Genomic DNA, 5,946 nt, shown 5'->3' on the forward strand with positions numbered 1-5,946 from the left:
ATCTGATCTACACCTCCGGCTCCACCGGCCGCCCCAAAGGCGTCGTCGTCCCGCACCGCGGGCTCGCCAACCTCGCCGCCACCCTGCACGCGCGGCTGGCGCCGCCCCCGACCGCGCGCGTGTCCCACTTCTCGTCCCCGAGCTTCGACGCATCGATCTTCGAATACATGACCGCCTTCGGGATCGGCGCGACCCTGGTGATCGTCCCGGCCACCGTGTACGGCGGCGACGAACTGGCCCGGCTGCTCCGCGACGACCGCATCACCCACGCGTTCTCCACACCCGCGGCGCTGGCCTCCGTCGACCCCACCGTCGTGGACTGCCCGGTGGTCACCGTCGCCGGCGAAGCCTGCCCCCCGGAACTGGTGGCGCGGTGGGCCCCCGGGCGCCGGGTGTACAACGCCTACGGCCCCACCGAAACCACCATCGTGGTCAACATCGCCGATCCGCTCACCGCGGGGGAGACCGTGCCCATCGGCACCCCCGTGTGCGGGGTCACCGAAACCATCCTCGACGGCCGGCTGCACCCGGTGCCGGTCGGGGTGCCGGGCGAGCTGTACATCGGCGGTGCCGGCGTGACCCGCGGCTACTTCGGCAAACCCGGCCTGACCGCCACCCGCTTCGTCGCCGACCTGCACGGCGCCCCGGGCAGCCGCATGTACCGCACCGGCGACGTGGTGCGCTGGCGTGCCGTCCCCACCGGCAGCGACGAACCCCGCGACACCGCCGAATACCTCGGCCGCTCCGACTTCCAGGTCAAGATCCGCGGCTTCCGCATCGAACTCGGCGAAATCGACGCCGCCCTCGCCGACCATCCCTCGGTCGCGTTCGCGGTCACCATGGGCCGCACCGCCCCGTCCGGCGACCCGATGCTGGTGTCCTACGTCCTGCCCGACACCGGGCAGCGCATCGACACCGACACCCTGCTCGCCCACCTCGGGCGGCGCCTGCCCGCGCACATGGTGCCCGCCGCGCTCGTCCCGCTCGACACCCTCCCGCTGACACCGGTGGGCAAACTCGACCGCCGCGCCCTGCCCGAACCCAGCTTCGGTGCCGGCGCCGACCCCACCGCAGTGCCCACCACCCCCGCCGAAACCGCGATCGCCGCGGTGTTCGCCGACCAGCTCGGCGTCGACACGGTCGGTCTCGACGACAGCTTCTTCGACCTGGGCGGCAACTCGCTGATCGCCACCCGGGTGGTGGCCCGCATCAACGACGCGCTCGGTGCCGACGTGGGGGTCCGCACCCTGTTCGAGGCCCCCACCGTGCGGGCCCTGACCACACGGCTCGGCGACACCGGACCCGGCGCGCACCCGCCGCTGGTGCCGGCACCGCGCCCCGACCGGATCCCGGTCTCGGCGGCCCAGCAACGCCTGTGGTTCGTCAACCAACTCGACACCGGCTCGGCCGCCTACAACATTCCCGTCGCGATCCGGCTGACCGGCCACCTCGACGTGCCCGCCCTCGCCGCGGCCCTGACCGACCTGCTCGACCGGCACGAGGCGCTGCGCACCGTGTTCCCCGCCACCACCGACGGCGCGGTGCAGACGGTGCTGCCCACCCCCGGCACCGGACTGGACCTGTCGGTGGACCCGGTGCCCCCGACCGCGGTGGACACCGCGCTCGCCGCGTGCGCCACCACCGGGTNCGANGTCACCACCGACCTGCCCGTGCGCGCCCGCCTGCTGCGCACCGGCCCCGACGAGCACGTGCTCGCGGTGGTCGTGCACCACATCGCCGCGGACGGGGCGTCCCTCGCGCCGCTGGCCCGCGACCTGATGACCGCCTACGCGGCCCGCGCCCGCGGTCACGCCCCGGACTGGGCGCCGCTGCCGGTGCAGTACGCCGACTACACCCTGTGGTTCGCCGACGTCCTCGGCGACCCCACCGATCCGTCCTCCCGCACCGCCACCCAACTCGACTTCTGGCGCACCCGCCTCGCCGGTGCCCCCGAGGTGACGGCGCTGCCCACCGACCGGCCCCGACCCCCACAACAGTCCTTCCGCGGCGCCACCGTCCGCTTCGACGTCGACCCCGGCCTGTACCGGCAGGTCACCACCCTCGCCCACGCGCACGGCGCCACCGAATTCATGGTCGTCCACGCCGTGCTCGCCGCGCTGCTCGCCCGGATGTCGGGCACCGACGACATCACCGTGGGCACCCCCGTCTCCGGCCGCGGCGACCGCGCCCTCGACGACCTGGTCGGCATGTTCGTCAACACCGTCACCCTGCGCACCACGGTGCCGGCCCGCACCCCGTTCCGCGACTACCTCACCGCGGTGCGCGAGCAGGACCTCGCCGCGTTCGCGCACGGCGACCTGCCCTTCGACATGCTCGTCGACACCCTCACCGGCGCCCGCTCCGCGGCGTACGCGCCGCTGTTCCAGGTGATGCTCGCGTTCCAGAACAACACCGCCGCGCACCTCGAACTGCCCGACCTGACCGTCGATCTGCAGGAAATCGACACCGACACCACCAAATTCGACCTGCACCTGCTCCTACAGGAACAGCCCGGCCGCGACGGCCCCACCCTCGGCGGGGCCCTGTCCTACGCCACCGACCTGTTCGACGCCGACACCGCCGCCGCGCTGACCGACCGGTTCGTGCGGCTGCTCGCCGCCGTGACCGCGGCGCCGGACACCCCGGTCGGCGACCTCGACCTGCTCACCGGCCCCGAACGCGCCCGGCTGCTGCAGCACTGGAACGCCACCGCCGCCCCGATCCCCACCGCGACCCTGCCCGAGCTGTTCGCCGCGCAGGTCACCGCGACACCCGACGCGCCCGCCCTCGTCGTCGGCGACACCACCTTCAGCTACGCCGAATTCGATGCCGCGAGCAACCGGCTGGCCCGGGTGCTGCTGCGCGCCGGCGCCGGCCCCGAACGGGTCGTCGCGCTCGCACTGCCCCGCTCGGTCGAGCTGCTCGTCGGTCTCTACGCCGTGGTCAAGACCGGCGCGGCGTATCTGCCCCTCGACCCGGACCACCCCACCGAACGGCTGCGCTACGTCCTCGACAGCGCCCGCCCGGTCCTGACCCTGACCGCTGCCGGCGCCGACACCACGCTGCCCGACCCCGCCGCCGCGCTGCACCTGGACCGTCTCGACACCAGCACCGAATCCGCCGCCCCCATCACCACCGCGGACCGGCCGGCGCCGCTGACCGGCGACAGCGCCGCCTACCTGATCTACACCTCCGGCTCCACCGGCCGCCCCAAGGGCGTCACCGTCACGCACACCGCGATCGTCAACCGGCTCGCGTGGATGCAGCACACCTACCCGCTGACCGCCGCCGACACCGTCCTGCAGAAAACCCCCACCACCTTCGACGTGTCGGTGTGGGAACTGTTCTGGCCCTTGCTCACCGGCGCCGCCCTGGTGCTCGCGACCCCGGACGGGCACCGCGACCCCCGCTACCTGTCGCGGGTCATCGACCGATATCGGGTCACCACACTGCATTTCGTGCCGTCGATGCTCGACGTGTTCCTCGCCGGCGCCGACCTCACGCGCTGTGCGAGTGTGCGGCAGGTGTTCACCAGCGGTGAGGCGCTGCCCGCCGCGACCGTCGCCCGATTCGCCGACGCGCTCGGTGTGCCCCTGCACAATCTGTACGGGCCGACGGAGGCGGCGGTCGACGTCACCGCCCACCCGACCGTGGCGGGCGAGAACCCCGTCCCCATCGGTACACCCGTATGGAACACCTCCGTGCACGTGCTCGACGCCCGGCTGCGACCCGTCCCTGTGAGTGTCGAGGGCGAGCTGTATCTCGGAGGGGTCCAGCTCGCCCGCGGCTACCACGCGGCACCCGGACAGACGGCGGCGAGCTTCGTCGCCGACCCGGCCGGGGGCGCCCGCCTGTATCGCACCGGCGACATGGTGCGGTGGCGCACCGACGGCGCCCTCGAATACGTGGGACGCAGCGACTTCCAGGTCAAGCTCCGCGGCCAGCGCATCGAGCTCGGGGAGATCGAGACGGCCCTGCTCGCGCACGACGCCGTCGCCCAGGCCGTCGTCGTGCTGCATCGCGACGCCGTTGCCGGGGAGCACCTCGTCGCGTATGTGGTCGGCGAGCTCGATCGGAATGCCGTGCTCGCGCACGCCGCCGCGCACCTGCCGCGACACATGGTGCCGACCGCCGCAATGGTGCTCGACGCGCTGCCCCTCACCGCCAACGGCAAACTCGACCGCAAGACCCTGCCCGCACCGGATTTCGGGGCCGGCGTGGAATACGTCGAACCGACGACCGGCACCGAGCACGCGGTCGCCGGTATCGTCGCCGACCTGCTCGAGCACGACCGCATCGGCGCGACCGCGAACTTCTTCGACCTCGGCGGCAACTCCCTGACCGCCACCCGCGCCGTCGCCCGCCTCGGCGAAGCCCTCGGCATCGACATCGCGGTGCGCACCCTGTTCGAAGCCCCCACCGTCCGCGACCTCGCCGCCCGCCTCACCGCCGCCGGCCACACCGCCCCGAGCGGCGCCCCCACCCCGCACCCGCGCCCCGACCACATCCCGCTGTCCCCGGCGCAACAGCGACTGTGGTTCATCAACCAGTTCGACACCACCTCCGCCGCCTACAACATCCCCTTCGCCATCCACCTGAGCGGACACCTGTCGGTGGCCGCGCTCGGCGCCGCCCTGCACGACCTGCTGGTCCGGCACGAATCGCTGCGCACCGTCTATCCCGCCACCGCCGCCGGCCCCTACCAGCGCATCCTCGACGCCGACGACGTGCCACTCACCCTCGACGTGGAGCCCGCCACCGACGACACCGTCCTCACCGCCGCCACCGCCTTCACCACCACCGGCTTCGACGTCACCGTCGACGTCCCGCTCCGCGCCCGGGTGTACGCGCTCGGCCGCGACGAACACGTCGCGGTGCTGGTGCTGCACCACATCGCGGGCGACGGATTCTCCACCGCCCCGCTGGGCCGGGACCTGCTGACCGCCTACCAGGCCCGCACCCGCGGCGACGCCCCCACCTGGACCCCGCTCGAGGTGCAGTACGCCGACTACACCCTGTGGCAACTCGACCGGCTCGGCGACCCCGCCGACCCGGCGTCGCTGCACACCGGTCAGAGCGAATACTGGCGCGCGCGGCTCGCCGGGCTCCCCGACGTGCTGACCCTGCCCACCGACCGTCCCCGCCCCGCCCGGCAGTCCTTCCGCGGCGACATCGTGCGGTTCCCCGTCCCCGCCGACCTGCACACCCGCCTGACCCGGCTCGCCGCCGCCCACGGCAGCACCGCGTTCATGGCCGTGCACACCGCCCTGGCCGTGCTGCTGGCCCGGCTCGCGGACAGCGACGACATCGCGATCGGCAGCCCCGTCGCCGGGCGCGGCCACCGCGCCCTCGACGACGTGATCGGCATGTTCGTCAACACCGTCGTGCTGCGCACCCGGGTTCCCGGCGCCGCGACGTTCACCGAGCTGCTGCGCGAGGTCACCGACAGCGACCTCGACGCGTTCGCGCACACCGACCTGCCGTTCGAGCGGGTCGTCGAAGCGGTCGACCCGCCCCGCTCGACCGCGCATTCGCCGCTGTTCCAGGTCGCCCTCGAATTCCAGAACACCGCCCGCCCCGACCTGGAACTGCCGAACCTGACCGTGCGCGGGCTGCAACTCGATCCCGCCGTGGCCAACTTCGACCTCGAACTGCTCGTCGCCGACCACCCGGAGGGGGGATACGACGCCGCGTTCGTCTACGCCACCGACCTGTTCGACGCCGACACCGTCACCGGCTTCGCCGACCGGTTCGTACGACTGCTCGACGCCGTCACCACCGCTCCCGACCGGCCGGTCGGCGACCTCGACCTGCTCACCGAGCGGGACCACCACAGCCTGGTGCCCGCCACGGGACCGGCCGGCGGCCCCGCGCGGGTCTGGCCCGACCTGCTCGCCGACGCCGTCGCCGCCGGCCCGGACACCGTCGCGGTCATCGACGGCGACC

1 protein-coding gene is annotated in these 5,946 nt (G+C 73.4%); it reads left to right on the forward strand.

The features are described 5' to 3' along the window. Positions 1-5: 5 nt before the first annotated feature. Positions 6-5,946, forward strand: a 5,941-nt coding sequence (locus tag Q8814_RS23710; RefSeq protein WP_456239119.1) for an amino acid adenylation domain-containing protein, incomplete at its 3' end; no start/stop codon positions are given.

Origin of the sequence: Rhodococcus chondri, assembly GCF_036327435.1 — a bacterium.
Lineage (GTDB): Bacteria > Actinomycetota > Actinomycetes > Mycobacteriales > Mycobacteriaceae > Rhodococcus > Rhodococcus chondri.